This window comes from Neorhizobium petrolearium (assembly GCF_029854435.1).
In the GTDB taxonomy this organism is placed as follows: Bacteria; Pseudomonadota; Alphaproteobacteria; order Rhizobiales; family Rhizobiaceae; genus Neorhizobium; species Neorhizobium petrolearium.
Map to the genome: position 1 here is coordinate 816,153 of NZ_CP123001.1, position 26,622 is coordinate 842,774.

A 26,622-nucleotide genomic window follows, 5' to 3' on the forward strand; every position below is an offset into this window, starting at 1 on the left:
GTGGCCCCGAGAGAAGCGGCATGATCGATATGGTGGCGAGCGTCGAACCGAGGGTGCGTCTGTTTGTTTGCCCCCATGCCGGCGGTTTTCCCAAGGCAAAGGCGCCAGCACTCTTCCAGGCCAAGGCTCGGAAGTCGTCGGTGCGGATCCCGGTTCAGCGATACCCGAATCTACAGGATGCTACAGGGCTCCGCCACATCGTGGGCAGCCTGGCGTGATAGGGAAAGAATAGCCGCATAGAAAAGACTGTTTCAGGCGAGGAAGTCATGAGGGACACCCGGATATGTTGCGGTCGTTCGAATGGGCGAAACCATGCAAGGCCTCATCTTCTTGTTCTTGCAACGTTGCTTGCCTTGGGGCTGTCCTGTTCCCAGGCGTCGAGCCAAAGCGCGATCGATGAGGATGCCGACAAACTGTTGCGCGCGATGTCGTCTTATCTCAGCGGGTTGAAGACGCTGAGCTTCGACTACGATACCGACCAGGAGATCATTGATCGATGGGGGCAGAAGCTGCAGTACAGCGCCTCGGGTGCGGTGATGGCATCGCGGCCCGACAAGCTGCATGTAACGCGGAAAGGTCCCTATGCCGACGTTGAAGCAACGTTGAACGGAAAGCTCATTTTTCTCTACGGCCGCGGGCTCAACATATTCGCCCAGATGGAAAACCCAGGAACGACCATCGATACGGGACTTGAGGAATTCCGCATGTCGACAGGCCTGGACGCCGCGGGTGCCGATCTGCTGTCGGCTGATCCCTACGCAGTCCTCACCGAAACAGTCGATGAAGGAAACTTCGTCGGCACGGCTTTTGTTGGTGGCGTGGAATGCGACCATCTCGCTTTCCGCACGGAAATAGTCGATTGGCAGATCTGGATACGCAAAGGCGAGCAGCCGGTGCCGGTCAAATATGTGATCACCTCCAAATGGGTGACCGGAGCGCCGCAATACTCGGTGCGGCTGACCAACTGGAATGTCGAGCCCAAACTCGACGAGTCGATATTCACGTTCTCTCCGCCCGCTGGTGCGAAGAAAATCGAGCAGATCGGTTCCGATGTCATCGGCGATATCACTCTGGAGGATGCGCAATGAAATCGGTAGGTCGGTGCCTGTCGGTGGCAACACTCATCTGCGGCCTGGTGACGGCGGATTACTGGACGAACGGCGCCATAATCCCAGCGGATTTCGTGGTCTCCGATGCACAGGCGAGAGTGGGCAGGCCGGCCACGCCCGGCAGCGTTGCGGGCGTGGCGCGCCGAACAACACGTCGCGTCGTGCGTCGCTCCACCATCTATGTTGCGACGCTGCCAAGGGGTTGCTCAAACGTCGTTATCAACGGCGTTTCCATGTGGTCTTGCGGTGGAGCGTACTATCAATCCTATGGTGGGCGTTATGTCGTCGTCTATGTCGACTGATGCGGGATGGTTTGCGCGAAACCAAGAGATCGAGCGTCTCCTCGACGCTGTTTCGAAAGGAAGCGTTCCCGGCTTTCGCGTTGACGGCAGGAAAAGCAGTTTCGGAAGTCTGCTGTGCAGCATTTTTACTTTCCGGACGGTTTTCTATGAATTTACTTTATAAAAATAGATCGTTTTATCTAAATAATAGTATTGTTAGGAAACAATATTCGACTAGGTGATTTAATCACGATTATTTTATGATAAAATTACTAAGTCCTGTGTGGCAATGGAGGAAGACATGGTGGAAATATCAACGATCAGGGTTCTCTTGACCGCTGTCGCGTGCTCCTGTCTTGGCCTGCCCGCTCTTGCGGTGGATGCCCGCAGCGACGTCGGCACCCTCGATCAGGCGAAGGCGGAGAAGGTCTTCCCCGACAAAAGGCCTTACTCACCCTATGCCGATCGCAGTTTCCCGACCCGCCCCCTGTTCGGAGATACCCATCTGCACACGGCTGCATCCTTCGACGCTGGCGCATTCGGCGCGCGATTGACGCCGCGCGATGCCTATCGCTTTGCGCGAGGTGAGCAGATCATTGCATCTGGCGGGGAGCCGGCCAGGCTGTCGCGGCCGCTCGACTTCCTGGTTGTGGCTGACCATTCCGACAATATGGGCATGTTTCCGGACCTGTTTGCCGGCAAGGCCGAGGTGCTTTCCGATCCGCAGGCCAAGACCTGGTACGACATGATCAAATCCGGGCGGGGAGGAGAGGCTGCACTGCAGATCATCATGAGTTTCAGCGCCGGGACGCTGCCGAAGAGCATGATCTATGGTCCCGAAACGCGGCCCTACAAGTCGGCATGGCAGGATACGGTCAAGGCGGCGGAGGAATACAACGATCCAGGCCGGTTCACGGCCCTCATTGGTTATGAGTGGACTTCGAATACGGGCGGCAACAACCTGCACCGCAATGTGATCTTGCGCGACAATGGCGATAAGGCCGAGCAGATCGTGCCTTACACGACGATGAAACCGCTCGGCAGCGACAACCCGCGCGACCTCTGGAAATGGATGCAGGCCTATGAGGACAAAACGGGAGGGAGCGTGCTCGCCATTGCCCATAACGGCAACCTCTCCAACGGCATCATGTTTCCGATGATCGAATCCTTCACCGGCAAGCCGGTGGACAAGGAATATGTGGAAGAGCGCGCAAGGTGGGAGCGCCTCTACGAAGCGACCCAGACAAAGGGCGATGGGGAAACCCATCCCAGGCTTTCCCCCAATGACGAGTTTGCCGATTTCGAGACCTGGGATTTTGGCAATCTGGACGCGAGCGTAGCCAAGAAGCCGGAGATGATCGAGTTCGAATATGCACGGTCGGCGCTGCGGAACGGTCTCAAGCTCGAAGCCGAACTTGGCACCAACCCCTACAAGTTCGGCATGATCGGCAGTTCCGACGCCCATACCGGGCTTGCCGCGATGGAAGAAGACAATTTCTTCGGCAAGACAACGCCGCAGGAACCGAGCCCCGAGCGGCTTACGGCCACTTTCGTCAGTAATCCGCAGACCAATATCAAGGTCATGGATTGGCAGGTGAGTGCCTCCGGCTATGCCGCCGTATGGGCAGCCGACAACACTCGTGAAGCGATCTGGGACGCGATGCAGCGTAAGGAGACCTACGCCACCACCGGGTCGCGCATGATGGTTCGTTTCTTCGGCGGTTTCGATTTCGAGCCGGCAGACGCTTCAAACCGCAATCCGGGCGCCATCGGTTATGGCAAGGGTGTGCCGATGGGAGGCGATCTCGGGCCGGCCCCGGAGAATAAGGCGCCCAGCTTTCTCGTCGCAGCCTTGAAAGACCCCATAGGGGCCAATCTCGACCGGTATCAGATCGTCAAGGGATGGCTTGATGACAAGGGTGAAACCCATGAGCAGGTCTATAATGTGGCATGGGGTGGTGACCGCAAGCCCGATGCCGACGGCAAGCTGCCATCGGTTGGCAGCACTGTCGACGTCGGGAACGCGACCTGGACCAACACGATCGGTGCACCGGAACTGATTGCGGTCTGGACTGACCCGAATTTCGATCCGACGCAAAAGGCCTTCTATTATGGCCGCGTGATAGAGATTCCGACACCGCGCTGGACTGCCTATGACGCCAAGCGTTTCGGCACGAAACCGCTGGAAGGAACTACGATGACGATGACGGAGCGCGCCTACACGTCGCCCATCTGGTACACGCCCTGAGGGTGAGGTGCTTCTGTGTGGCTTAAGCGGGGAGTGTCGGTATTGCGGATCCTGACAACTCGTTTCGGCGGGGCAAGCGAGCCGCGGTTCCTTGCCGGAGCCTTGCCCGCGGGCGACGCGGTCATACTCGGCCGGCAGGCCCCCACGGGTGCAATTGTTCCGGCGGCAGCTATTGCCGGTCTGGCGATCGGTCTCGATTCCGCCCCGATGGATGCGAGCGACCGGGACGGACTGGTCGCCTTTGCAGGTCTGGCTTGCGGTGTCTTCTGTGTCGCGACGATTGTCATAGGCCTGACGATTGGTCAGACGAAAGAATGGCGACGCATCGGCGTACGTATCGCTGGTTCATGGATTTCCGCCGTTTCAGCCCTGGTGCCTACACTGTCTCTCGTCGCACATGCACCGCATGAAGCATGCGCGATTGCCTCGGTGCGCGGAAGTGCTGCGTCATGGTAAAGCGACTTCTGAAGGAACCGCTCGTTCATTTTTTTCTGATTGCCCTTGCCATCTTCGCGATGCATGGCGTTGTCGGCGACAAGAGTGTGCCGGCGCCGGACGTGATCGTTGTCACGGCCTCGAAGATCGAGCAGATGGGCTCGGTCTTCACCAAGACCTGGCAGCGGCCGCCGACGGGGCGTGAACTGAAGGGCTTGATCGACGATCATGTCAGGGAAGAGATTCTTGTCCGTGAAGCGCTGGCACTCGGGCTCGACAAGGATGACACGGTCATCCGACGCCGGCTGCGTCAGAAAATGGAATTTCTCGTCATAGACGAAGCCGATGCGCCGGTGCCGACGGATGCGGAACTGAATGTCTATCTGAAGGCGCATCCCGGCGCATTCGAGACCGATCCGATGCTGGCTTTCCAGCAGGTCTTCCTCAACCCCGAGCGGCAAGGCGACGCGATTGCCAGGAACGCCGCTTCCACCCTGGAGGCGTTGGCGACGATTCCTTCAACGGATCCGGCTTCGCTCGGCGATGTCACGCAGCTTCCGCCGGTGGTGGAATTGACCGGCAAGACAGCAATCGCCCAGATGTTTGGCGGCGAATTCGCCGAAGCGCTCGACAAGGCGCCCGTGGGCCAATGGATCGGTCCTGTCGCCTCCGGCTTCGGCCTTCACCTGGTTCGGGTGACGGAACACAAGCCGGGTCGTTTGCCGGCACTCGGCGACGTTCGCGCCGCGGTGATGCGCGAATGGGCGAATGACAGACGCGTCGCGCTCGAAGACCGTCGCTTCGCTGAGCTTCTCAAGCGCTATGACGTGACCATCGAGAACCTTGCCGTAGCGAGGACGGTCCCATGATGCGATTCTGCACCCTGCTGGCAATCCTCTCGCTGGCATTTGTAGCGTCACCGGCGGCTGCTCACGAGATGCGGCCGGCCTATCTCGACATGCGGGAAACCGCACCCGACGAATTCGCCCTGGTCTGGAAAGTGCCGGCGCAGGGCGAGATGCGCCTGGGGCTTTATGTGCGTTTGCCGGACACTTGCAGGGCGAACGCCAAGCCCCGCAGATCGATCGAGGGCGGCGCCTACATCGAGCGCTGGAGCGCTACTTGCGAGGGTGGGCTGAAAGGCAAGGAAATCGCCATCGATGGCCTGCGCTCGACGATGACCGATGCCCTGGCGCGCATCGCCCACCGGGACGGTACGACGGAGATCTCGCGCCTCAAGCCGGAGGCGCCCACCTTCATCGTCGCGGACGCGCAGACCAGCCTCGAGGTGGCGTCGACCTATTTCCGTTTGGGCGTCGATCACATCCTCTCCGGCTTCGACCATCTGCTGTTCGTTTTCGCCCTCTTTCTGCTGATCCGCGATCCCGTGATCCTGATCAAGACGGTAACGGCTTTCACCATCGCCCACAGCATTACGCTGGCCGGAGCGTCACTGGGATATTTCAGTCTGCCGCAGAAGCCGGTGGAAGCGACGATCGCACTCAGCATCGCTTTCGTCGCCAGCGAACTGGTCAAGATGAAGCCGGACAGCAAGCGCCTTTCCGAGAGCTATCCATGGCTGGTCGCTTTCGCTTTCGGACTGCTTCACGGATTTGGATTTGCCGGTGCACTTAAGGAGATCGGCCTGCCGCAATCCGATGTACCGCTCGCCCTTTTGACATTCAACGTGGGGGTAGAGGTGGGCCAGCTATTGTTCCTGACCCTGGCTTTCGTCCTGTTGCGGGCGTTCATCGGCTTGTTCAGCATCTCGTTCGCTTTGCTGCGCACAGCTTCCGGCTATCTGCTCGGCGCGATTTCAACATTCTGGCTGGTGGGGAGGCTGGCCAGCTTCTGACCGTGAAATGCGACTGCCAGCCGCTCGTTTTTAAAAACTGAGGAACGCACACGCAACAGCAGCAAAAAACGAACCAGGCCCTGGAGGGGAGCCATGCGACTTGTATCAGAATTTTCAATCGCAGCCTGCGCATCCGTCATGATTGCGGCTTTGGCCTTCGCCGGCCACGCGGCGGCTCAGGAGGGAACTCAGGAACTGGCCAAGCAACTTTCCAATCCGATCGCGTCGTTGATAAGCGTGCCCTTTCAGTTCAATTATGATCACGGTTACGGACCTGATGATGGTGACAGGGGCTTCGTCAATGTGCAGCCTGTCATACCGTTCTCCATCAATGACGAGTGGAAAAAACGGGATCGCAGGACGGCTCATTCCCTTTTGGCATCGAGTATTCGAGAGGAGAAATCGTTTGGTCGAGAGTTCTGTCGGTCGTCGTAATTGTACCCCACGGCGCGCCGGTCCTGGATCTATCGCACTGCCTGCAAGCGAGCGGACGTGCCGCGAAGCCGTCGGCTCCATGCGGAAGCGTGCGAACCAGGCCGTCGCTCTTTTGGTCGGCCTGGCTGTTGCCGGGTGTGCCGGGCGTCCCGAGGGTGTTCTTACCCCGATCGCCGCCGGCCAGCAGTCGGCATCGGCATCGACCGTGACGATGCTGGTTGCCACCAGTCGAAAGCCATCAGGCGATTCCGCGACCCTGTTTTCAGGGGAACGCAGCCTGACGCTATCGTTGACCGACATCACCATTTCGATTCCACCGCATCGGTCCTCCGGTACCGTGCAATGGCCAAAGAAGTTGCCGCCTGATCCGGGCAAGGAGTTTGCGGTCGTCAGGGCGCAGAATGTGGAGCGAGGCACCGAGGCGCGCAAATGGTTTCAGAAGTATAACAAGACGGGACACGTTCTTGTCTTCGTCCACGGGTTCAATAACCGCTACGAGGATTCGGTTTTTCGCTTTGCCCAGATCGTGCACGATGCCGATGCGGAGGTCGTTCCTCTGCTCTTCGCCTGGCCGTCCCGTGCAAATTTGCTCGACTACAACTATGACAAGGAAAGCACGAATTTCTCACGCACGGCATTGGAGGAGGGGCTCGGGATCATCGCGGAAGACCCTACGGTCAAGGAGGTAACCGTCATGGCCCATTCGATGGGCACATGGCTGGCGATGGAATCGCTGAGGCAGATGGCTTTGCGTGACGGAAGGGTCGCCGCCAAGATAAAGAATGTCATCCTCGCCTCGCCGGATCTCGACGTCGACGTCTTTGGGCGCCAATGGTGGGAACTTGGGGAAAACAAGCCGAAGATCACCATTTTTGTGTCGCAAGACGACCGGGCGCTCAAAGTGTCGCGGCGGATCTCGGGCGGAGTCGACAGGGTAGGACTGATCAATCCTGCAGCCGAACCATACCGCACCAAGCTGGAAACTGCCGGAGTTACGGTGGTGGACCTCACCAGGCTCAAGACCGACGATTGGCTCAACCACGGCAAATTCGCGGAAAGCCCTGAGATTGTGCAGTTGATCGGCTCACGGCTGGTAACGGGACAGACCCTCACGGACTCGGATGTCGGTATCGGCGAGACTGTCTACAGCGCGGTCGATACGGTGGGCAGGGTTGCGGCGACCACAGTGGCCGCTCCGATCACTCTTGTAGATCGCGGGAGACGCTAAAGAATCTTCGACCTGATTAGTTGCGGCCTGAATCAAGATTTATAGTATAATGTGAATGTTATATATGTTGAATACAGGATATATTGTCTGCCGGTTGACTTCCGCGTCGAGCGGCAAGCAGGCCTTGTTCGGGCGAAGAAGGCATTTAAGAGCCTGACCGAAAAAGATAGGATATTCGGCTTGCGCCCCACCTCGGACGGTGATGCGGGAAGGTGCTGCGCTTCGAGCTGATGATAGAACGTGGTCTGTCGCGACAGCCACAAGCATCAGGAAAGGAAGCGCAGCATGAAGCACTTTATCGGCCTCGATGTCTCGGTGAAAGAGACCGCCGTTTGCATTGTCGACGAAACGGGCAAAATCTGCCGGGAGGTGAAGGTTCACAGCCACCCCGACGATTTGCTCGCGGTCGTGAAGGATCCGAGCTGGAACATCGAACGGGTCGGGCTCGAGGCTGGGCCCTTGTCGCAGTGGCTTTTCGAGGGGCTTGCAAGCGCAGGATTGCCGGTCATCTGCATCGAGACGCGCCATGTGAAGGCGTTCCTGAAGGCCCAGCCGAACAAGACTGATCGTAACGACGCGCGTGGAATCGCGCAGATGATGCGGGTCAACCTGTATCGTCCGGTGCATGTGAAAACGCTGACGAGCCAGAAGCGGCGGGCGCTCTTGACGGCCCGCAAGCTCCTGCAAGGCAAGGCGATAGCCATCGAGAATGACATCCGCGGCCTTCTGCGCAACTTCGGCCTCAAGGTTGGTGTTGTGGGAACGGTGAAGTTCGACGAGCGCATTCGAGAGCTCGTCGAAGGCATGCCCGACCTGGAAGACCTCATCGGGCCACTGCTTTCTGCCCGGAACAAGCTGCGCGCCGAATTTGCTCGTCTGCACAAGAAGGTGCTGGCGTCCGCCGAGGAGGATGCGACCTGCAAGCGCTTGATGACGATCCCCGGTGTCGGTGCCGTCACGGCGCTGGCCTATACCGCAACCATCGACATTCCGCAGCGTTTCAGAAGCTCCAAGGCAGTGGGTCCCATCCTCGGGCTGACGCCGAAGCTCAACGAGTCCGGTGAAAGCAAGCGTGTGGGCCGCATCTCCCTGTGTGGGGACGGCATGATGAGAACGCTGCTCTATGAGGCCGCACAGACGCTGCTGACGCGCGTGACGAAATGGTCATGGTTGAGAGCCTGGGCAATGAACGTCGCGAAGCGGCGCGGGATGCGCAAAGCCATTGTCGCACTTGCGCGTCGCCTTGCAGTCATCATGCATCGCATGTGGCTGGATGGCGCTGGGTTCCGCTGGACGCGGGAAGCTACGGCCCCGACCATCTGATCCGGACGGCCAGGAAGGAGAGAGACAGAAAGTTCCGCCCCGGCGGACAAGCGTCCTTCGCAGGACGATGGATGAGGTAAGTTCGTACTCAACTCCGTGCCGACCGCACTCGATGACTCGATGTCGGTCAGGACGCTAAAAAAGATAGGACTGCCTCATTCTCCTGATCCTATGCTGGGAGGGCAAAGCGCCGATCCCGTAGAGAAGCAAGGACCTGCGAAAGACGTCGATGCCGGGCACATGGAAAGGCTCGAAGCGCTTGACCTGAACACGCCGAATAGAGAAGAGTTGAGTGAAATCAGCCAGTTGTGATTCCTTCGGATTTGCTTAGGATTCGATGGAGACCGCAATGGGCTGGACTGATTTCACCCGCCGCCAATATGGCCGACGGACGGTGCGTTATGCAAGTGATCTGACGGACAGGGAATGGCTGCTGATCGCTCCCTTTATGCCGACGCCACGCAGGCTCGGTCGACCGCGCAAGACGGAATTGCGTGAAGTTTTGAACGCACTGCTTTACATCGCATCGACCGGATGCCAATGGCGGATGCTGCCGAAGGATTTTCCACCCTATTCAACCGTGCAGGGTTACTTCTACGAGTGGCGGGCGACTGGCTTGTGGCTGCGGATCAACCATCATCTCGTTATGGAGACGCGCGAGCTGGAGGGAAAGGAAGCCTCGCCAACGGCGGGCGTGATCGACAGTCAGAGCGTCAAAACGACCGAAAGTGGCGGGATTGCGGGCTATGACGCGGGCAAGAAGACCAAAGGTCGCAAGCGTCATATTGTCGTCGACACGCTCGGCTTGATGGTGGGGCTCGTCGTTCACGGCGCAGACATTCAAGACCGCGACGGTGCGGCTGCAGTCCTTAAAACCATCCTCAGACGCTGGCCGTGGCTCAGGCACATCTTTGCTGACGGCGGTTATGCCGGTCCGAAACTGCGGGCAGCATTGCAGAAGGTCGCGAAGTTCACGCTCCAGATCGTCAAGCGAACAGACAAGGCAAAGGGCTTCGAAGTGCTGCCGCGTCGCTGGGTCGTGGAGCGCACATTCGCCTGGCTTGGTAGATGCAGGCGACTGACCAAAGACTGGGAGAAATCAATCGCCTCCGCTGAAACCTGGATGCTCATCGCCCACATCCGCATTCTCACCCGGAGGCTCGCAAGGTATTATGTCTATTGAGCTCTTTTCGAGTCAGGCTCTAACATGGAATGCGCTCATTGGCCTGCCGAGGCAAGCGATGCGCTTCGAAACGACAGGCCGGCCTTGCGAATACCATCCAGGAAGTGCGCTTTGTCGCTGTCGGAGAAGTTTCGCTTTTTCAATTCGGCGTCGATCTTGTCCAGAAAGTTTGATTTCGTGGCGTAGAAGCGGCCCGCGCTTGTTTGGGCTTCTTTCATCATTCCACTCTGAGCATAGGTTGCCGCGGCGATCAGGTGCGGCAATGGATTGTCGACGTTTTCGACACGACGAATGAGATCCGCCGCAATGGCATAGTGTCCGAGCAGATAATTAATCATCGCCAGGGACGTCAGGTAGTAGTTGGCGTTGCTGGGATTGTCTGCGAGCGCCTTCTCGATCAGGGCCGCCCCCTCTGCCAGGGAGCCTGATGCGGCCAGACGAATGCCGAACTCGCCGGTGAGTTCCATGTCGTTCGGATTAAGGGCCAATGCCTCGCGCCCCGTCTTTAAACCCATCTCGACATTGTTCATCAGGAAATAGATTGTCATCAAGGCTTGTTGAGCCCGAATATTGTTCGGATCAAGGGAGATTGCGGTACGTGATGCCGCAAACGCGCGCTCCAGAGAGGTCGGGTCTTTGGGGACATCGCTGGGGCCAAAGCGCTCCTCATCCAGGAGAACTGCGGCCAGCAAAGCCCAGGCCGTGGCATACTCGGGAAACCTCTCCACCGATTTCTCAAGACAGCTTAGAATATCAGCGCGTGGGCTCCAATCGAGCTGTTGCCTGTAGCCGTAGTAGGACATCAGGCAGGTATAGGCCTCGGTGTCGCTGCGGGAAGTGGACTTCAGGCTCACGAAATTTTCACGAGCGATGACCCCATACGCTTGGCCGATTTCCGTTGCGACCCTGTCGGCGACATATTTCTGGAAGTTGACCGGGTTCCCGACGTCGACCTCGCCATCATAGGTTCGAGTCCACAGAACTTCTCCACTTGATCCATCCAAAAGGTTCACTATCAGGTGGAGATGGGTTCCCGAGGTATGTATGGACCCACCCAGGTCAAAAATCCCGCCGCTGGCCGGAACTTGTTCATAAGTCTCCTTTGTAGGCGCGGTGATTACGATTATATCCTTGAATCTGGCGAGCCGGCTTGCAATTTCAGCAGACACTCCGCGGGCATATACCGTCGAATGATCATTGGTGCCGAGATCTTCGAAATCTCTGATAAACACCCGCGGCGCATATTCGACATAGCTGGCCGGCTGGTCCGATGCATTCCAGTTGTAATAACCTGTTGCACCCACGGCCAGGGAAACGGCCAGCGCTCCAAGTATCATCATCTTCCGGTTCAGGTGGTGAACTTCAGCGTGCGCGTCAGGTCGTTGTCCGGACTCATTGGTTGCCCGTGAGCCGCCCGTGTTCTGTGTCAAGCGCCGAGCGAAGCGCGGTATATAGCAGCCTTTTGGAACGCTGATGAGAATGGGATCCGCCTGGCCAGCGATCAGATAATAACGCTCAAGTGCGCGGCGGATTCGACCCGCCTCAATGCGGACAACCGGATCGTTCTGAGCATCGAATGATTGACTGCGGCCAAATACCTCGATTGCAATGGAATAGGCCTTTATTCGGTCTGACCTGCCTGCAAGCGTCTCATCCACCAGATATTTGAGAAACTTCTTTGCGCGGTCGGGAACGGCAAGTTCTTCGCTTGCCAGGATGCGATCCAGTTGATCCTTTACATCAAGGACAAAGCGCTCCGGCTCCAGCGTATCCTCCGGAACGAAACCAGCCAACGGCGCAGCGCCGAGTAAACGGACTGAGGGACCGTGCTCCACCATGTTCGCTGCCCTCCCTCGAATAGCCAATTCACGTCGGCTATGATAGGCAGCACCATCTTACGAAAGTGCAGCCTTTATCCTCCTGTCGTTTCTGATGCCTTACTTTAGCAATCTATGCAATTAGGAAATATCCCTACTGCCCGATGTCTACGCATTACGGGGCGAGTCTTTCCGCACCTGCTTCGGCATGCCATGGCTGCGAAAATGCTGTAGCTCGACTTGGATATCAGCGACGTGCAGCGCCGGCTGAAGGAACGGGTTCCCGCTATGATAAGTTTGGTGCAATTTAGGCTCGTACGGCTGACCGCCTTCATTCGCGGCATCCATCCCCACCAGTACGATTCCGGCGGCGAATCCTCCAGTTCAAACCCCTCATCAAAGGCAGCCAAGGAAGCATAGGCAAGGCCCCGCAGTTCCGACAGCACCGCCAAGCCTTCGGCTCCCGGATGAGGCCGTGCCGCTAATTTTCGAAGGCGTAGACCTTCTTCCAGTCAGCTTTCATGTCGACCACCAGCCAGTTGCGACGCTCGGCTTCGTTCAATGCCTTGTCTAGACGCCCGAAAGCAGAGTTCCGGTCGTATGCGTATTCGCGTTCGCCATCCGTGTGATGGATGATCATCGCAAAGCCATGCTGTTTTCCGCCGGTCACCCATCGCAGCATCTCGTAATCGCCGTCGGAATTGCCGGCGACGAAGACTGGGCGACGACCGATGAACTGGTTGATGCCCACAGGCTTGCCGGGGCCGTCGTCAATGAAATCGATCGCCGGCAGCCGCCGCAGGACCGGGACGTTTCCGACAAGGGCGAACTCCGTCCTGATCGTGCTGCCGATCACCTGCTCGGGCGGAATGCCATAGGCTTTTTCCGTAATCGGACGCATGAATTCGATGCCACCGCCGGAGACGATGAAGGTCCGGAAGCCATTGGCGCGGAGATATTCGAGCAGTTCCCGCATCGGCAGAAACGTCATCTCGTCAAAAGGTTTGCCCGTTTTCGGGTGCCGCGCGGTTGCAAACCAGTCGGTGACGATCTTGTTGAACTCGTCGGTGGTCATGCCGGCATGGGTCGCCATGCCAAGATCGACGAGTTCCTTTTCGCCGTTCCTCGCCACGCCGGCGAGGTCGTTGGCGAGAACGGATTTATAAGGCTCTTTTTCCTTCCACTCCGGATGCTGCGGGGCAAGCCTCTGCACCCGGTCAAGGACGAAGCCGAGCTGGAAATAGTAGGGTTGCTCCGACCACAACGTGCCATCGTTGTCGAATACGGCGATCCTGTCTACGGGGGCCACGTATCCCTCGCCGCCCTCGGTGACGCTGCGTTGAACGAACTCCATGATCCGCGTTTTGGCAGACGTATCGTTCCAGGAGGGAAGAGGCTCCTGGGCGAGAGCGGGCCGCAATAGTCCCAGGAGCAACAGAACGAAAGCGACGAGAAGCGAGGCAAGGACCGCATCTATGTTTCGAGACTGCCTGATCATGGACTTCTCCTATGCAGGTACGCGTTTCACACAGCGGAAGCCCACATGGCTTGTGGAGGTGTCCTCCGGTTCGGCATGGCGGGCGGCGGGTCGGTAGCGGCGGCAGTAGTTCGGGGCGCAGAGATGCGAACCGCCTTTCAGGACACGCCGGGCGATCCTTATCGACGGCTGGCTGGGATCGTAGCTTGCATCTTCCGGGCCGCCCCGCGGGTTCTTCGGGATGCAGCAGGACTTCGCCGCGGGCTCGGGGTGGCGGGCGGACCAGTAGTCGCAGGTCCACTCCCAGACATTGCCGATCATGTCATAAAGACCGTATCCGTTCGGCGGGAACGCTTTGACGGGTGTGGTGCGTTCCTGTCCCTTGGGCTTTACGGTGCTGACCGGAAAGATGCCCTGCCAGGTGTTCGCGCGTGGAACTCCCCCCGGCATGAACTCTTCGCCCCAGGCGTATTCTGCATCGTCGAGGCCGCCGCGTGCCGCCAATTCCCATTCAGCTTCCGTCGGCAGATCGAGGCCGGCCCAATCGGCATAGGCTTTCGCGTCGGCATAGGCGACATGCACGACCGGGTGATCGAGTTTGCCGCGCAGGTCACTCAGCCCACCCAGCGGCCGCCGCCAGTTCGCCCCGAACTTGAATGTCCACCATTGCGAAATGTCGGCGCCTCTGACCTGTTTGGGCTGGACGAAGACCAGCGAACCGGCCTTCAACATCTCGGGCAGCGCGCCGGGATAGTCTTCGGCGTCGGGGATCTTTTCTGCGACCGTCACATGGCCCGTCGCCTTCACAAATTCCATGAACTTGCGATTGGTGACAGGCGTCTCCTCGATAAAGAATCCGTCGACATCGACGGAGTGAGCCGGCGCCTCCTCCGGATAGTGGTGGTTCGAGCCCATCGTGAATGTCTGGCCCGATATCCAGACCATTCCATCCGTAGGCGTCGACAGCTTTGGTATCCTCTCGACCGCAAGTGTCATGCCTGCCTCCGATTCACCAGAGCGCAGCATCGCTGCGCGCGATGTAAACAGGAAGTACGTAACGGTAAATGCCCGTCGATTTACGTGCCCTCTGCACGCCCGAAGAGCAGTTGGCGGAAGTCTAACACGAGTGGCAGCGGTTTCCTCCCACGGACGTAAATGCCGGGGTATTTACTGTAACGTACTTCCATCCGCCCGTCCGACATGGGCACCTTTTCGCCGGCAGATATCCCGAAACCGTGAACCGGAGACAGGGGCTGGATCAGGAGGAGGGAAAGGAGTCGTGATGACAAGGCCATTAGCATCGGGCTCCTTGGCAGCGTGGTCGATTGTTTTCGGATCTCTGTCGGACCCTGCCTTCGCACAGGATGCCGACACCGATCTTGCCCAGAAACTCAGCAATCCGGTGGCGTCGCTCATCAGCGTGCCTTTCCAGTTCAATTACGACCGCGGCTTCGGCCCGGACGACGGCCATCGCCAGATCCTCAACATCCAGCCGGTCATTCCCATCTCCCTCAACGAAAACTGGAACGTCATCTCCCGTACAATCCTGCCGGTGATCTGGCAGGATGATATTGCCGGCCCGTCCGGCAGCCAGTTCGGCCTCGGCGATATCACTCAGAGCTTCTTCTTCTCTCCCAAGGAGCCGACGGCGGGCGGGATCATCTGGGGTGCCGGGCCAGTCTTCCTTCTGCCGACCGCGACCGACGATCTGCTGGGCAGCGGCAAGTTCGGCCTCGGTCCGACGGCCGTCGTCCTGAAACAGGAGGGATCGTGGACCGTGGGCGCGCTTGCAAACCACATCTGGTCGGTCGCAGGCGATGGTGACCGGCGCGATGTCAGTTCCACTTTCCTCCAGCCCTTCGTGTCCCTTACGACGCCCGACGCCTGGACCTTCACGCTGAACATCGAAAGCACCTACGACTGGGAAAGCGACGACTGGTCGGTGCCGCTCAATTTTCAGGTTTCCAAACTGGTCAAGTTCGGCGAACAGCCGGTCAGCTTGACCGCAGGCGCGCGCTACTGGGCGACGGCGCCCGACAATGGGCCGGAAGGCTGGGGGGTCAGGCTCGCGATGACCTTCCTGTTTCCGAAGTAGTGCGGCCGCACGCTTCGGCGACAAGAGATGAACGACACTCAAAGAGGCACGTCATGCTAATGAAAGTCTCAGGCCGTGACGATGGTAGCAAAACACAGCCGGTATCGGGTGCCGACGGGCGTCGCCGGCTGCGTGCAGCTATTCTTTCCATCCTGCTCGCAGGCGTTTCGGCTTCGGCGAATGCCGCCGACCTTTCGATCGCAATGCCAAACTGGCCCTCGGGACAGGCCACCGCCAACATCCTGAAGGTCGCCATCGACAAGAAGTTCGGCCTGCAGTCGGAGGTGCGCGAAATGGGTGCGCTCATCGCCTTTGCCGGGCTGGAAACCGGTGACGTCGACATCCACCCCGAGGTCTGGCGGCCAAACCTGGACGCGGCGATCGCCAAATACGTGGACGAGAAGAAGGTGGTCGTCCTCGCGAAGCGTTCCGTCGCCGCATGGGAAGGCCTCTGCGCCACCGAAGACGCCATCAAGGCCGGAATACGAAGCGTCACCGATCTGACGGATGCCGACAAGAGCGCTCTGCTCGATACGGATGGCGACGGCCGCGGAGAGTTATGGATCGGCGCTCAGACCTGGACGTCGACCGGCATCGAACGGGTGCGCGCCAATAGCTACGGATATTCCAAAAACCTCGCGCTTGTGGAAGCGGAGGAGGACGTCGGCATGGCGGCGGTGGATGCTGCCGTCGCGACGGGCCGCCCCATGGTCTTCGCCTGTTATGCGCCGCACAATGTCTTCGAGCTCCATCGGGTGACGCGTCTGGAGGAGCCCGGCCACGATCCCGCGAAATGGAAAATCGCCCCGGGGGACGACCCGCTCTGGATCGCGCATTCAAGCGCCCCCGTCGCCTGGCCGCCCTCCGAATTCCATATCGCCTATTCGAAGTCCTTCGCTTCGAAGCACCCGGACGTGGCTGCCTTTCTCGAGAAAATCGACTTCACACCGCAGGAAGTGACCAGCATGACCTATGCACTGCAGGTGGAGCGCCAGCCAGCTCCCGACTACGCCGAAAATTGGGTCAGGCAGAACGCCGCTCGCATCGATGGGTGGGCGAAGCCATGAAGAAGGCATTTAGAACCATCGCATTGTCATCTGCCGTCCTCTGGCTGGCCGCGTTCGTCGCGCTGGCCGCGCAGACGCAGATTTTTGATCCAAAGACCCGAAAATGGGTCGACTACGACAAGAAAACCGCGCGCCAGTATTTCGCCCGCAACCAACAGCTCCCAGACGCATTCCGCATGCAGCGCGTCACCTTCCGCACGGCGGAGCAGCCCGGCACGATCATCATCGACGGCAACCAGCATTTCCTTTACCTCGTGCAGCCCGGCGGCCAGGCCATTCGCTACGGTATCGGAGTGGGGCGGGAAGGGTTCGGCTGGGCCGGAATCGTGCGCGTCGGACGGACCGCGGAATGGCCGACCTGGACACCTCCCGCAGAGATGGTTGCCCGCGACCCCAATGCCGTCAAATGGGCCTCCGGGATGCCGGGCGGTCCGGAGAACCCCCTCGGCGCACGCGCTCTCTATCTCTACGAAGGCGGCGCCGACACCATCTACCGCATTCACGGGACGCCGGAAACCTGGACGATAGGTCTCGACGTCTCTTCCGGATGCATCCGCATGAATAACGACGACATCATCGACCTTCACTCGCGGGTGAAGATCGGGGCGAAGGTCATTGTCCTGATGCAGGGCGCAGCCCTGTATAAGGGCGTCTGAAAAGGGGGACGGGAATTGCTCAGTTTCTTACAGCGCCGATCATCACCGGCAATCTTTATCGCGGCGATAGCGACCATTGCTGCCTGCCAGTCGGCGCCGCCGCCCGAGCAGATGTCGCGGACGGCGGTGCAGACAGCACCCGCCGACCTCCAGCTCCTTTGTGCCGATGCGGTGGCGAAACAGAGCGGTCTCGATCGGGCGAAGATCCTGCCGACCGGATCGCGCCCGCTCGAGACCGGGGCCTACGGCGTCGACATTGATGCCGTAGGCCGCAAGTTCAACTGCGTGATAGACAGCACGGGCATTGTGAAGAGCGTACAGCCCGCATGAGCCTGGGAACGTTGTCCAGAGAAATGGGAGGCCGACATGAACATCAACCCATCCTCCATCGTCAAACGGTCGACGTTCGCGGCGACGGTCGTCCTGGCGGCTGCGTCCATAGCCGTGCCCCAGTGGCCGAGCACTGTGTCCGCCCAGTCCACCACGATCGCGGCTCAATCCTCGCCGGCAGACCAGCCCGATCCATTGAGCGAAGACGAACTCGAAGTTCTGGTTGCGCGTATCGCCCTTTACCCAGACGAGCTTCTTGCGCTGATCAGTTCGGCCTCGCTCTACCCGCTGCAGATCGTGGAGGCGTCGCGGTTTCTCGAAAATCACGCCAAGGATTCGAACCTAAAGCCGAAGGAGAGCTGGGACGGCAGCATCGTCTCGCTGTTGAACTATCCCGAAATCGTCAGGATGATGGCGGACGACCTCGACTGGACGCAGAGCTTCGGCGACGCCGTCGCTTACCAGCAGAAGGACGTGCTCGTCGCCATTCAGGCGCTACGCGACAAGGCCGTCGCCGCCGATATCATCAAGACCGACGACAAGATCAAGGTCGTTCAGGAGAACGACAATGTCGTCATCCAGGCTGCTGATCCGGAAAAGATCTACGTTCCGCAGTACGAACCTGCGATGCTCTATGAGCCCGACTATCAGCCGGTGCCGCTGTCCTACTATCCGGACCCCTATCCGAACTACTGGTATCCGACGGCGACCTTTTTTGCGGGCGCCGTAACCGGGGCGATCTTCGCTTCCGTAGTCGACTGGGACAATTGGGGTGTATGGGGCGGCCGCTTCGACGGTGGCGACATCGACATCGACTGCAACAGATGCATGAACGATATCGACGTTAACCGCAGGCTCAACTTCAACGATATCGACTGGAAGAACGTCGACCGGAGCAAGATCAATTTCGACAAGAACCAGTTCGCCAATCTCGACCGCACCAGCATCAAGAACGGAATCGAGGCAAATGGCGGCAAGAACCTTCGTGACAGAGCAAAGGACGTTCGGCAGGGTTCCGCAACGAACCTGCGCGAGCGGAAGACGGCGCTCAAGGATATCCGAGCAAACAAGATCGATAGCTCGAGGCGGCCTGGCGGCGGCGCTGTGGCGAACCGAAACCCGCCCCGCCCTGTGGCGCGGCCAGATACCAGGCGGGCCGATGCCGGTCGATCCGCAGGAAAGATCGAACGCAAGGTCGGCAAGCCCCGTCCGGCAGCCAAACGCGACAATCGGCCGAGACACCCATCCGGTCTGGGCGAAGTCAGGCATGGCAAGGTGGCGAAGGTTCACTCGCAGCGCGGCGGGCAGGCACTCGGCGGAGGTCTGCACGGCGGCGGACGCCCGCACAGGGAGTTCCATGCGGGTGGAGGCTCCAGGCCGGCAATGCACCGCGGCGGTGGCGGCCACCGGCGCCGTTGATGATCCGCGAAAGGAACATGTCATGACCAGATTGATAAAAATCGCTTTTGCGGCGCTCGCACCCGCACTGCTTTATTTTCCTGCCAGTGACGTCGGCGCCCAGGAGAATCCCGCTGGGCTCGGACAATACGTGTCGACCACAGAACCCGAGGAGTTCGACGATCCGGACGAGGCCCTGACCGCGTTGAGGGAGGCGCTTGCGGCAAATGATGTCGACCGGGTCGCAACCCTGCTCGGGCTCGACGCGGCCAAGCTCAAGGCGGGCGAGGACGTGATGGACGCCTTCTCGATGATTCGAGAGGGCGCCGCAAGACGGCTGGCTCTCGAAAGCGAAGGCGAGCGCCGGATCGTCGAGGTGGGCGACATGCTCTGGCCGCTGCCGTTTCCGCTTGTGAAAACACCCGGCAACAAGTGGGCATTCGACACCGAGGCCGGTATCGAGGAGATCGCCAACCGCCGCGTCGGAGAAAACGAACTTGAGACGATCGCAACGCTGCGGGCGTATGTGGATGCGCAGGAGGATTATGCTCTCGACGACCACGACGGCGATGGCGTCCTCGAGTACGCGCAGAAGTTCATCAGCGCGCCGGGCGGCACGGACGGCCTTTACTGGCCGGACGATCAAGGCGACGGCCCAAGTCCTGCAGGTGACCTTCGTCAGTCGGAAATCGACAGGGCTGCGGACGGCAAGGGTTACTTCGGATACCGCTTCAAGATCCTTACCCGTCAGGGAAGCAACATCGCCGGCGGCGCATACGACTACGTGATCAACGGCAACATGATCGCAGGCTTCGCCGTCGTCGCCTGGCCCGTCGTTTATGGCGAGACGGGGATTCACACCTTCGTCGTCAATCGCAACGGCATCGTCTATCAGGCGGATCTCGGGCAGGACACCGAAAGGCTTGCAGCCGATATCCGGCAGTTCAACCCGAACGACAATTGGGTCGTGACGGGAGACTGACGTCATGGGGGCGAAGGGAGAGGCCGCTGAAAACGCTGCCCCAACCCCAACGGCAGCTTCCGGTGAGACATCATTCGAATTCCTCGCTTTTCGGGGCGGCCCGTTCTATGATCTTCAAAAGCGCTTCGCCCTGCTCGAGGACCACGCGCTTAGGGCCGGACCGCGGGCGCTGATCTTCACCGCTCTCGCATGGCTGGTGCCGCTGGTTCTCTCCATCACCGATCCTCGTTCGTATCTTGCCGATCCGGGCGTCTGGGCCAAGTTTTTGATCGCGGTAGGCGCTTTTCTTCTGGCCGAGCAACAGGTCGAGTGCGGCCTGCGTATGAAGCTCGGGCAGTTCGTCCGTGCGCCTCTGATCGCTCCGCACTCATTGCCTGCCGCTGGGGATGCGGTCGCTATGGCGCTACGGCGCAGGGATTCGGCTCTGGCGGAGGCGGTCTGTCTGGGATTCGGTATCATGCTTTCGGTCGTCGCCTTCACCGGCATTTCGCCTGCGGCCTCCTGGGCCGTCGATCCGGCGCCTGACGGGCCGCGCATAACCCCGGCGGGATGGTGGGCACTGTTCGTCAGTTTGCCGCTTTTCGGTTTCCTGTTTCTGCGCGGGCTATGGAGGCATCTGGTCTGGGCACTGCTGTTACGCAAGATCGCCACCCTCGACCTTCGGCTCGTTGCTACCCATCCCGACGGAAATGGAGGGCTCGCCTTTCTTGCCGATTACCCGAATGCCTACATGCTGTCCGTGCTCGGTGCGAGTTCAGCCGTGGCAGCTGCGGTCGCCAAGCACCTTGCGCACGAGACGATCAGCATGACCACCTTCACCAGCATCACGGGGGGATGGCTGGCGATCGTGCTGGCGCTCTTCGTCCTTCCGCTCGCGGCGTTCTCAAGTCCGTTGGTGCGGCTCAAGGAGAGCGGCGTCCTCGTCTGCGGTGCGCAAGCGACGCGGTTCCAGCGCGCGGCCGAGCGGAAGGCGCTCGGCGCAAATGTCGTGGCGGACTCGCCGGAGGAGCGGGACGAAAAGGAGGAAACATCCGACGTGTCCAAACAGTTTGATGCTTTCCGCAAGCTGTCGGGGGTGCTCGTAAACCGTTTCGCGGTTTTGCCCGTGGCTGCCGCGGCTTTGCTGCCGTTCGCAATCGCGGGAGCGATGAAGCTGCCGTTCAAGGAGGTATTTTCCGTTCTCAAGAAGCTGCTGCTTCTCTGATAGCCAATCCTTCTTAGCCTGGGCACGCTCGTCAGTTGCAATCAACGCGCCTGCGACATCCTCCTCGCACAATCCGCATCTGCATTTACTGTAACGTACTTCCAATGCGCCCGGCCTCGGAGGAGGCTCGGGAGCAAAAACTGACGAGGGGTCTCCGATGCCCATTGACGACTATACCGACGAAGCCGGCGAGAAGGTCAGGTCGCGTCGAGGCCTTTGGCGTCTCATGCTGAGGCTGCCCACGATGCGAGGCGATCTCCAGATCCTGGCTGCCAAGTCCCACCGCCTGGATGCGCTCTGCGCAGCCTACGAGGACGCCAGCGTCACGCTCGCACGGCTCCGCAAGGAACGACACAACGCCGACCAGACGCTCCTCGCCGAGTACCGCATGATCTGTGAGGAAATCGAATCAGACGTCATCCAATATTGTCTCACCCACGACTCCAGTGTGTCAGAATAGCATGTACAAAATCGCAATTCTCTAAAACTTAAAGTTTAATTAGCAATCGATGTTGAAACTTCTTGTCAATTACGCGATAGTGGCTCTGGGTTGTACTTAAGTCGGACCATTCGTTGCGAGGGGCGTTCATGGGCGCTGAAGAGCACGACACCGGGACCTCGGAAGTATCGGAACCGGAGGCACGGACGGAGCTGACGCGGCTGAGTTCCGATGAACGGTTTCATGCGACCGGACGACAGAAAGCCATTCTGATCTACCTCTCCGAACGGAAGTTCGCCGGTTGTGAAGAAGGAACGAAGGCGTTCGCGATCGCCGTCGATGTCCTCGGAAGAACATCGAGTTTCGAATCATCCGTCGACCCCATCGTTCGCATCGAGATGAGCAGGCTTAGATCCGCACTCGAGAACTACTATGAAGCCTTCGGTCATGAGGCGGCCGTCTGGATCGAAATACCTCGAGGGCGCTATGTCACCCTGTTTACGAGATCGAGGCTCTCCATCGTGGACTCCTCGGGCGGCGGCAACCACGACATCGGCGAACCGCCGGTTGAACCCATCGGAGTCCCGAAGACCGCCGCCCCGGGGATACCTCGTCGTTCGAGGTTCTGGCCTGTGGTCGTATCGGCGGCGGCGATAGTCTGCGTGACGGCCGGCGTTGCCGCGGGCACCTGGCTCTACAGCCGTCCTGTCCTCACGCAACCTCCCACCGTCGGCGTCGCTGTCGGAGCCTTGGATCCGGAGCTCGACGGCGAGGCGAGCCTGACGCGCGACATGCTGCTGACCGCGCTCACCCAATTCCAGACCCTGACCGTCAGTGCTGAACCGATTGGACCTCACGCATCCAAGACCGATTACCATGTCGAGATAAGATACTATGCGGATGGCGAAGACCGGAACGTCTGGTGGCAGATCGTTGAAGGCAAGTCCGGGCATCTCCTGAAAGCAGGAGTCGAAAACGTTAAGGCCAATGGCAAGAGCCCGGTAGCAATGCGGGAGGATGTCGCGGCCACGCTGTCCGGGAAGCTGGCTGCAACGAAAGGTGTCATCACTTTGCTCGAGTTGCGGAAAACTTCCGATAGTGCCCTTGGGAACGTCTGCGTGCTACACGCCGAAGGCGCGCTGGAGGATGGCGATGCCCGCAAGATCGGACGCGCAGCGAAATGCCTTGAAAGAACGCTCAAACTGGATCCAAAGCATGCGGACGCCGCCGCGGCGCTTTCGGTGATCACGGCATTGAATGCGGATGAGCATTCGACCGCTCGTGCGGTTCAACTCGCCGAGGATGCAGTTGCCGTCGATCCGCTTTCCGACCGTGTGCAGATGGCCATGGCACGCGCTCAGGTCGCGGCGGGCAAGACGGACGGTGCGCTGATCTCCGCCAACCGCGCACTTGCCTTGAACCCACACAATCCCGACGTAGCCGCCACCCTGGCGAGCGTCCTGTTCAGCGCTGGTTACTGGGACGCCGCGAACGATATGGCGGCAGACGCCGGGCGTTCGCCAGACCTCGTTCCGCGCGAAGCGATTCTGGTGAAGGCACTGGACGCTTACCGGAGGGGCGACTGGTCGGACGCCTCCCTGTTGGCGGAGCAGGTCACGGGAGGAGGCGTCGCGGGCATGCTGAAGGCTGCGGCGCTCGGGCAACTCGGATCTCCCGAGGCCGCACAGCGGCTATCGGAAGTCCGTGCGGAGTTTCCCGACTTCGAGAGCACGTTCCGCGCCAGAATGGTGGCTCATCGGTATAGGCCCGACCTCGTCGCGTCTATCGAGGACGGTCTGCGCAAGGCGGGAGCACGCTTCCGGCTGAAGACGCTGGCCAGCGCCTACGCGCGGGAAGACTGATCGCTCAGCGACGTAAACGGGCCGGCCATTTACAGTTACATTTACCGTAACGTACTTGTGTTTTCACCGAAGCGCCGGATGCTGCCCCTGAAAGCATCCGGCAATCAGATACGGCACGACAAGCATATCCGAAAGGCATTTTTCTTGGGTTAGTCGCCCTTCTTCTGCTGCCGTTCAGCCAGAAAGCCGGAGCAGGTTCCTATCTGCTTGGCTTCAAGGGATCGGTTGATGCGATCTTGCCACCGGCTGAGGTCTTCCGTCCGACGGCACGACATGCCCGGCACGTGGACAGCTTGATGAGCGATGGTTGCTGCGTCGCGATATCCGGAAAGGAGGCCAGGAATGAGCAAGGACGACGACCCTTCTCGGCTTCAGCTGGCGCTGACCTGGACCGTCGTCGCGCTCGCGATCGTCCTGCTGCTCTTCGGCATTCTGCTGCATGGCTTTTCGGCGGAGGTTCACCAGCGATTTTGGAGCGATATCTTCGGTCGGCTTGGAGGCCCTATGACCTTCCGGTTCATCCTGCAGCCGGCAATGGCGCTGCTCGCCGCGCTGCCGGACGGTATCTCCGATGCGAGGCACGGTCATTCCTCCTTCTTCTGGACGAACTGGAGGGATCCGACAGTCCGGCACGGTCGCCTGCGCGAAGGGCTTATCTCGACGGCGCGCGTCCTGTTCCTCGGCATCGGTATGGACGTCATTTATCAGCTGAGAGAGTTCGACCGGTTTTATCCGGCCGAGGCCGTGGTGATGGCGCTGCTGCTCGCCCTCATTCCCTATTTCGTCTTCCGCTGGCTTGTCGAACTCATCGCCGGCCGGTGGTTCGCCCGCAAACCCACTTCTTGAAACATGTGAGCTACATGGCCAATCCGCCCAAAGCAATTCCCCAAAGGCCTGCGAAACTGCCGGAAAGCCCGGTGCCGCCCATCCCGAAAGTCGACGAGTCGAAATCGGACGTCGCCTCGGTACAATATTCCGCCTACCGGACCAACCTATCCAACCACCGGACCGGCCTGTCGGAACACCGTACCTCCCTCTCGGAATACAGGAGCGACCTTTCCACGTACCGCACCGACCTTTCGACGGATCGCACCAAAATGTCGATGCGCCGGACCGGCATGTCTTTCCAGCGTACGCGGATGAGCGCCGACCGCACGCTGATGTCTGTGATCCGCACGTCGCTGTCGTTGATCTCCTTCGGCTTCACCATCTTCCAATTCTTCGAGAGGATGCGCGATGCTGGCACCATCACGCATGCCGCAGCACCCCGCAATTTCGGCGTCACGCTGGTCCTTCTGGGCATAGTGCTGCTCGTCTGCGGCATCATCTACCATCTTCAGTTCATGTTGGGATTGCGCCACGAGCGGGAGGCAATGCGGCGGGATGGGCTCGTTCATGCCGAAAGCAAATTTCCCCCTTCGATAACGCTGATCACCGCGATCCTGCTGCTGATCATGGGAGTCGTCGTCATCCTCAGCATGGTGTTTCAGGCCGGGCCGTTCGGATAACCGCCCGAGGAAACAGCCGGCTGCCCGGTTCGAAGGAGGAAGAAGCAGCCGGTTCCTACGACCTGAAGCCGGTCATCCGCGCAAGCAGCTATCAACAAGCAGCTATCAAATAGGGAGTTAGCACTATGGCCAAGACAGACAAGCCAAACATTCTCGTTATCTTCGGCGATGACATAGGGATGTGGAACGTCGGCGTCTATGCCAACGGCATGATGGGCGATACGCCCAACATCGACCGCATCGGGCGCGAAGGCATTATCTTCACCGATCACTACGGCCAGGCGAGCTGTACGGCGGGCCGCGCAGCCTTCATCATGGGGCAGGTGCCGGTTCGCACCGGCATGACGACCATCGGTATTCCAGGCTCGCCGCGCGGCATCCAGAAGGAGGATCCGACACTTGCCGAGGTGCTGAAATCGCAAGGTTATGCGACCAGCCAATTCGGTAAAAACCACCTGGGCGACCGCAACGAGTTCCTGCCGACGGTGCACGGCTTCGACGAATGGTTTGGCAACCTTTACCATTTGAATGCGGAAGAAGAGCCTGAGCAGCTCGATTACCCGGGACAGAAGAAACCCGAATACACCAAGAAATACGGGCCGCGTGGCGTGCTGCATGCCTGGGCGACAGACGAGGACGATTCATCCACGGACCCCGTCTTCGGCCGCGTCGGCAAACAGAAGATCGAGAACACCGGCATGCTGACACGCGAGCGCATGGAAACCTTCGACAGCGAGGTGCTGGAGCAAACGTTGAACTGGCTGGATAGGAACGGCAAGGGCGATAAGCCTTTCTTCTGCTGGTTCAATACGACCGCAATCCACATCTGGTCGCACCCGCAAAAGAAGTACGTGCAGATGGCGGTGGACGAAGGACGCGCCGAAGAGGACGTCGTGCGTGCGAAAATGCTGGAACACGACGAACACATCGGCGCGCTCCTGCAGAAGCTCGAGGAACTCGGCGTCGCCGACAACACCATCGTCGTCTACACCACGGACAATGGCAACGAGCTCATGTTGTGGCCCGACGGTGGTTATGCGCCGTTCCGCGGAGAGAAGGGAACGACCTGGGAAGGAGGGCTGCGGGTGCCATGCATGGTGCGCTGGCCGGAAAAAATACCCGCCCATTCCATATCCAACGGCATTCAGAGCCACGAGGACCTGTTTGTGACCCTCGCAGCGGCAGCCGGCTTGCCTGACCTCAAGGACAAGCTGCTCAAGGGGCACGAGATGAACGGTGCGACCTACAAGGTCCATCTGGACGGTTACAACAACCTCGACCACTGGACCGGCGCCTCTAAGAAGTCCGCCCGGCGCGAATTCTTCTACTACGACGAGACGGACCTGATGGCCGTCCGCGTAGACGCCTGGAAGATGCATATCGGCCTCAAATCGGAGGGCAGTTGGTGGAATGACAAGTATTATCCAAGCGTTCCATATCTCTTCAACCTGCTGATGGATCCCATGGAGAAGATCGATCCGGAGTCCCACGAATGGGGTTATGCGGGCCGCAAGTTCTTCGCCCAGAAGATGTGGGCGCCGACCGCCGGCCAGTCGTTCATCGGTGAGCATTTGAAGAGCCTGAAGGACTATCCGCCCCGGCAGGGCGCCGACACGCTCAGCCTTCACAAGGCCCTCGAAGCGGCGATGGCAAAGATGGAAGCTGCCAGAACGTCAAACAATTAGAGACC

Annotated in this window: 25 protein-coding genes and 1 pseudogene; 23 read left to right on the plus strand and 3 right to left on the minus strand. The window is 59.6% G+C overall.

What is annotated here, in order from left to right:
• The first annotated feature begins 266 nt into the window (after nt 1-266).
• The 11 genes and pseudogenes from QEO92_RS30695 to QEO92_RS30745 all read left to right on the plus strand — a co-directional run bounded on the left by QEO92_RS30695 (nt 267) and on the right by QEO92_RS30745 (nt 10,097).
• A complete protein-coding gene (locus tag QEO92_RS30695; RefSeq protein WP_407722192.1) occupies nt 267-1,088 on the plus strand; it encodes a DUF2092 domain-containing protein in 822 nt (273 codons plus the stop codon).
• The gene (locus QEO92_RS30700) at nt 1,085-1,411 is read left to right on the plus strand and encodes a hypothetical protein (protein ID WP_037145501.1); all 327 of its coding nucleotides are present in this window, start codon (nt 1,085-1,087) and stop codon (nt 1,409-1,411) included. Before QEO92_RS30695 ends, QEO92_RS30700 begins: the two co-directional genes overlap by 4 nt.
• Before the next feature lie 280 nt (nt 1,412-1,691).
• Nucleotides 1,692-3,638, plus strand: a complete 1,947-nt coding sequence (locus tag QEO92_RS30705; protein WP_227705822.1) for a DUF3604 domain-containing protein — start codon at nt 1,692-1,694, stop codon at nt 3,636-3,638.
• Nucleotides 3,639-3,680: 42 nt separating this feature from the next.
• Nucleotides 3,681-4,094 carry a hypothetical protein gene (locus tag QEO92_RS30710; RefSeq protein WP_227705823.1) on the plus strand — a complete coding sequence of 138 codons (414 nt, stop codon included), beginning with the start codon at nt 3,681-3,683 and terminating at the stop codon, nt 4,092-4,094.
• Nucleotides 4,088-4,942, plus strand: coding sequence for a peptidyl-prolyl cis-trans isomerase (locus tag QEO92_RS30715; protein WP_227705824.1), 855 nt, complete (start codon nt 4,088-4,090; stop codon nt 4,940-4,942). Before QEO92_RS30710 ends, QEO92_RS30715 begins: the two co-directional genes overlap by 7 nt.
• Nucleotides 4,939-5,928, plus strand: coding sequence for a HupE/UreJ family protein (locus tag QEO92_RS30720; RefSeq protein WP_037145506.1), 990 nt, complete (start codon nt 4,939-4,941; stop codon nt 5,926-5,928). The genes QEO92_RS30715 and QEO92_RS30720 overlap by 4 nt, the downstream gene beginning before the upstream one ends.
• 138 nt (nt 5,929-6,066) lie before the next feature.
• A pseudogene (locus QEO92_RS30725) lies at nt 6,067-6,270 on the plus strand (transporter); the annotation flags it as partial.
• A 172-nt stretch (nt 6,271-6,442) separates the two neighbouring features.
• The gene (locus tag QEO92_RS30730; RefSeq protein WP_227705825.1) at nt 6,443-7,591 is read left to right on the plus strand and encodes an alpha/beta hydrolase; all 1,149 of its coding nucleotides are present in this window, start codon (nt 6,443-6,445) and stop codon (nt 7,589-7,591) included.
• Nucleotides 7,592-7,876: 285 nt separating this feature from the next.
• Complete coding sequence (locus QEO92_RS30735) at nt 7,877-8,914, plus strand: IS110 family RNA-guided transposase (RefSeq protein WP_210058920.1); 1,038 nt, start codon at nt 7,877-7,879, stop codon at nt 8,912-8,914.
• 120 nt (nt 8,915-9,034) lie between these two features.
• Nucleotides 9,035-9,226, plus strand: coding sequence for a hypothetical protein (locus QEO92_RS30740; RefSeq protein ID WP_227701876.1), 192 nt, complete (start codon nt 9,035-9,037; stop codon nt 9,224-9,226).
• A 37-nt stretch (nt 9,227-9,263) separates the two neighbouring features.
• Nucleotides 9,264-10,097 (plus strand): IS5 family transposase, encoded by an 834-nt coding sequence (locus QEO92_RS30745; protein WP_210058921.1) that lies wholly within the window; start codon nt 9,264-9,266, stop codon nt 10,095-10,097.
• Nucleotides 10,098-10,132: 35 nt separating this feature from the next.
• Here QEO92_RS30745 and QEO92_RS30750 read toward each other — a convergent pair whose 3' ends face one another.
• From QEO92_RS30750 to QEO92_RS30760, 3 genes are all read right to left on the minus strand, one after another.
• Nucleotides 10,133-11,935 (minus strand): adenylate cyclase, encoded by a 1,803-nt coding sequence (locus tag QEO92_RS30750; protein WP_227705826.1) that lies wholly within the window; start codon nt 11,933-11,935, stop codon nt 10,133-10,135.
• A 460-nt stretch (nt 11,936-12,395) separates the two neighbouring features.
• Nucleotides 12,396-13,412: an HAD family hydrolase gene (locus QEO92_RS30755; protein ID WP_227705827.1), complete on the minus strand. Its 1,017-nt coding sequence runs from the start codon at nt 13,410-13,412 to the stop codon at nt 12,396-12,398.
• Between the two features lie 9 nt (nt 13,413-13,421).
• Nucleotides 13,422-14,387: a formylglycine-generating enzyme family protein gene (locus QEO92_RS30760; protein WP_227705828.1), complete on the minus strand. Its 966-nt coding sequence runs from the start codon at nt 14,385-14,387 to the stop codon at nt 13,422-13,424.
• A gap of 286 nt (nt 14,388-14,673) precedes the next feature.
• Between QEO92_RS30760 and QEO92_RS30765 the strand changes: the two genes are divergently transcribed.
• The 12 genes from QEO92_RS30765 (at nt 14,674) to QEO92_RS30820 (ending at nt 26,617) form a co-directional block, all read left to right on the plus strand.
• Nucleotides 14,674-15,486, plus strand: coding sequence for a transporter (locus QEO92_RS30765; protein ID WP_227705829.1), 813 nt, complete (start codon nt 14,674-14,676; stop codon nt 15,484-15,486).
• Between the two features lie 59 nt (nt 15,487-15,545).
• Complete coding sequence (locus tag QEO92_RS30770) at nt 15,546-16,553, plus strand: ABC transporter substrate-binding protein (RefSeq protein ID WP_227705900.1); 1,008 nt, start codon at nt 15,546-15,548, stop codon at nt 16,551-16,553.
• Nucleotides 16,550-17,209: a L,D-transpeptidase gene (locus QEO92_RS30775; protein WP_037146049.1), complete on the plus strand. Its 660-nt coding sequence runs from the start codon at nt 16,550-16,552 to the stop codon at nt 17,207-17,209. Before QEO92_RS30770 ends, QEO92_RS30775 begins: the two co-directional genes overlap by 4 nt.
• 15 nt (nt 17,210-17,224) lie before the next feature.
• Entirely contained in the window at nt 17,225-17,539 is a 315-nt protein-coding gene (locus QEO92_RS30780) for a hypothetical protein (protein ID WP_037145514.1), read from the plus strand.
• A 36-nt stretch (nt 17,540-17,575) separates the two neighbouring features.
• Complete coding sequence (locus QEO92_RS30785) at nt 17,576-18,958, plus strand: DUF3300 domain-containing protein (protein WP_227705830.1); 1,383 nt, start codon at nt 17,576-17,578, stop codon at nt 18,956-18,958.
• Nucleotides 18,959-18,980: 22 nt separating this feature from the next.
• The gene (locus QEO92_RS30790) at nt 18,981-19,919 is read left to right on the plus strand and encodes a DUF2950 domain-containing protein (RefSeq protein ID WP_227705831.1); all 939 of its coding nucleotides are present in this window, start codon (nt 18,981-18,983) and stop codon (nt 19,917-19,919) included.
• A 4-nt stretch (nt 19,920-19,923) separates the two neighbouring features.
• A complete protein-coding gene (locus QEO92_RS30795; RefSeq protein ID WP_227705832.1) occupies nt 19,924-21,123 on the plus strand; it encodes a hypothetical protein in 1,200 nt (399 codons plus the stop codon).
• A 157-nt stretch (nt 21,124-21,280) separates the two neighbouring features.
• Nucleotides 21,281-21,583, plus strand: a complete 303-nt coding sequence (locus QEO92_RS30800; protein ID WP_037145516.1) for a hypothetical protein — start codon at nt 21,281-21,283, stop codon at nt 21,581-21,583.
• 128 nt (nt 21,584-21,711) lie between these two features.
• Complete coding sequence (locus tag QEO92_RS30805) at nt 21,712-23,424, plus strand: tetratricopeptide repeat protein (RefSeq protein ID WP_227705833.1); 1,713 nt, start codon at nt 21,712-21,714, stop codon at nt 23,422-23,424.
• A gap of 342 nt (nt 23,425-23,766) precedes the next feature.
• Nucleotides 23,767-24,270: a hypothetical protein gene (locus QEO92_RS30810; RefSeq protein ID WP_227705834.1), complete on the plus strand. Its 504-nt coding sequence runs from the start codon at nt 23,767-23,769 to the stop codon at nt 24,268-24,270.
• 14 nt (nt 24,271-24,284) lie between these two features.
• Nucleotides 24,285-24,932, plus strand: coding sequence for a YidH family protein (locus QEO92_RS30815; protein WP_037145520.1), 648 nt, complete (start codon nt 24,285-24,287; stop codon nt 24,930-24,932).
• A gap of 125 nt (nt 24,933-25,057) precedes the next feature.
• Entirely contained in the window at nt 25,058-26,617 is a 1,560-nt protein-coding gene (locus QEO92_RS30820) for an arylsulfatase (protein WP_037145521.1), read from the plus strand.
• Nucleotides 26,618-26,622 lie beyond the last annotated feature (5 nt).

Bases quoted from the DNA above. Each gene is read 5' to 3' on its own strand.
- QEO92_RS30805 (WP_227705833.1), top strand. From the start codon at position 21,712: ATGGGCGCTGAAGAGCACGACACCGGGACCTCGGAAGTATCGGAACCG.
- QEO92_RS30755 (WP_227705827.1), bottom strand. From the start codon at position 13,412: ATGATCAGGCAGTCTCGAAACATAGATGCGGTCCTTGCCTCGCTTCTC.
- QEO92_RS30820 (WP_037145521.1), top strand. From the start codon at position 25,058: ATGGCCAAGACAGACAAGCCAAACATTCTCGTTATCTTCGGCGATGAC.
- QEO92_RS30770 (WP_227705900.1), top strand. From the start codon at position 15,546: ATGAAAGTCTCAGGCCGTGACGATGGTAGCAAAACACAGCCGGTATCG.
- QEO92_RS30810 (WP_227705834.1), top strand. From the start codon at position 23,767: ATGAGCAAGGACGACGACCCTTCTCGGCTTCAGCTGGCGCTGACCTGG.
- QEO92_RS30745 (WP_210058921.1), top strand. From the start codon at position 9,264: ATGGGCTGGACTGATTTCACCCGCCGCCAATATGGCCGACGGACGGTG.
- QEO92_RS30720 (WP_037145506.1), top strand. From the start codon at position 4,939: ATGATGCGATTCTGCACCCTGCTGGCAATCCTCTCGCTGGCATTTGTA.
- QEO92_RS30785 (WP_227705830.1), top strand. From the start codon at position 17,576: ATGAACATCAACCCATCCTCCATCGTCAAACGGTCGACGTTCGCGGCG.
- QEO92_RS30765 (WP_227705829.1), top strand. From the start codon at position 14,674: ATGACAAGGCCATTAGCATCGGGCTCCTTGGCAGCGTGGTCGATTGTT.
- QEO92_RS30715 (WP_227705824.1), top strand. From the start codon at position 4,088: ATGGTAAAGCGACTTCTGAAGGAACCGCTCGTTCATTTTTTTCTGATT.
- QEO92_RS30800 (WP_037145516.1), top strand. From the start codon at position 21,281: ATGCCCATTGACGACTATACCGACGAAGCCGGCGAGAAGGTCAGGTCG.
- QEO92_RS30750 (WP_227705826.1), bottom strand. From the start codon at position 11,935: ATGGTGGAGCACGGTCCCTCAGTCCGTTTACTCGGCGCTGCGCCGTTG.
- QEO92_RS30740 (WP_227701876.1), top strand. From the start codon at position 9,035: ATGTCGGTCAGGACGCTAAAAAAGATAGGACTGCCTCATTCTCCTGAT.
- QEO92_RS30695 (WP_407722192.1), top strand. From the start codon at position 267: ATGAGGGACACCCGGATATGTTGCGGTCGTTCGAATGGGCGAAACCAT.
- QEO92_RS30700 (WP_037145501.1), top strand. From the start codon at position 1,085: ATGAAATCGGTAGGTCGGTGCCTGTCGGTGGCAACACTCATCTGCGGC.
- QEO92_RS30790 (WP_227705831.1), top strand. From the start codon at position 18,981: ATGACCAGATTGATAAAAATCGCTTTTGCGGCGCTCGCACCCGCACTG.
- QEO92_RS30795 (WP_227705832.1), top strand. From the start codon at position 19,924: ATGGGGGCGAAGGGAGAGGCCGCTGAAAACGCTGCCCCAACCCCAACG.
- QEO92_RS30730 (WP_227705825.1), top strand. From the start codon at position 6,443: ATGCGGAAGCGTGCGAACCAGGCCGTCGCTCTTTTGGTCGGCCTGGCT.
- QEO92_RS30735 (WP_210058920.1), top strand. From the start codon at position 7,877: ATGAAGCACTTTATCGGCCTCGATGTCTCGGTGAAAGAGACCGCCGTT.
- QEO92_RS30775 (WP_037146049.1), top strand. From the start codon at position 16,550: ATGAAGAAGGCATTTAGAACCATCGCATTGTCATCTGCCGTCCTCTGG.
- QEO92_RS30705 (WP_227705822.1), top strand. From the start codon at position 1,692: ATGGTGGAAATATCAACGATCAGGGTTCTCTTGACCGCTGTCGCGTGC.
- QEO92_RS30815 (WP_037145520.1), top strand. From the start codon at position 24,285: ATGGCCAATCCGCCCAAAGCAATTCCCCAAAGGCCTGCGAAACTGCCG.
- QEO92_RS30760 (WP_227705828.1), bottom strand. From the start codon at position 14,387: ATGACACTTGCGGTCGAGAGGATACCAAAGCTGTCGACGCCTACGGAT.